Source organism: Streptomyces sp. L500, from assembly GCF_054551825.1.
The window spans coordinates 1-897 of sequence record NZ_JBTOLC010000129.1; the positions used below are offsets into that span (position 1 = coordinate 1).

1 protein-coding gene is annotated in these 897 nt (G+C 67.4%); it reads right to left on the bottom strand.

The features are described from left to right. Positions 1 to 11 precede the first annotated feature (11 nt). A protein-coding gene (locus ACX9I7_RS32640) for an IS5 family transposase (protein ID WP_459389405.1) occupies positions 12 to 826 on the bottom strand; the annotation gives its coding sequence in 2 pieces (ribosomal slippage) (positions 12 to 484 and positions 484 to 826; 816 coding nt in all). Between the last annotated feature and the right edge of the window lie 71 nt (positions 827 to 897).

Consider the following 897-nt stretch of genomic DNA (forward strand, 5'->3'; position numbering starts at 1 on the left):
CCTAAGAACTGCTATCGGAATGACTTCAGGCGTCGCCAACAGATGAGTGAGCAGGCGAGGCTGAGGAAGGCTTCGTGGATGTCGTCGCGTACTTCCCAGCGGATCCGCAGTCGGCGGAACCAGTGGAGGTGGGCGAAGGTGCGCTCGACGACCCACCGGTGGGTGCCGAGGCCGGATCCGTGGGGGACGCCGCGTCGGGCGATGACGGGTTTCACGCCCAGGGCCCAGGCGAGACGTCGGTACTTGTCGTGGTCGTAGCCGCGGTCTCCGAGCACCGTGTCGGGCCGTCGACGGGGGCGGCCGCGCTTGCCGCGGACCGGTGGGACGGCCTGGAGTAGGGGGATGAACTGGGTGACGTCGTTGCGGTTGCCGCCGGTCAGCGTGGCTGCGAGCGGAATGCCGGTGGCGTCGGTGATCAGGTGGTGCTTGCTGCCGTTCCTGCCCCGGTCAACGGGGCTTCGTCCTGTCTTGGATCCCCTTTTAACGCGCGTATGTGAGAGCCGTCGACCACGGCACGGGAGAAGTCCAGAGCGCCGGCTCCGCGAAGCCGGGCCAGGAGGGTCTCGTGCAGCCGGGGCCAGACGTCGGCCTCGGTCCACTCGGCCAGGCGCCGCCAGCAGGTCATGCCTGATCCGAAGCCCAGTTCCTGCGGGAGGTGTTCCCACGCGATCCCGGTGTGCAGGACGAACAGGATGCCCTGGAACACCAGCCGGTCCGGATGCCGCTTCCGCCCAGGATGACGAACCCGACGCTCCACCCTCGGCAACAGCGGCTCGATCACCGCCCAGAGCTCATCATCCACTTCCCACGGCTTCCGCCGAGCCACCCCGCACCCCCAGATCGACAGTCCCGGGACGATCCAACCACCCCAAAGGTCATTTCGTTAGGGGTTGTAAG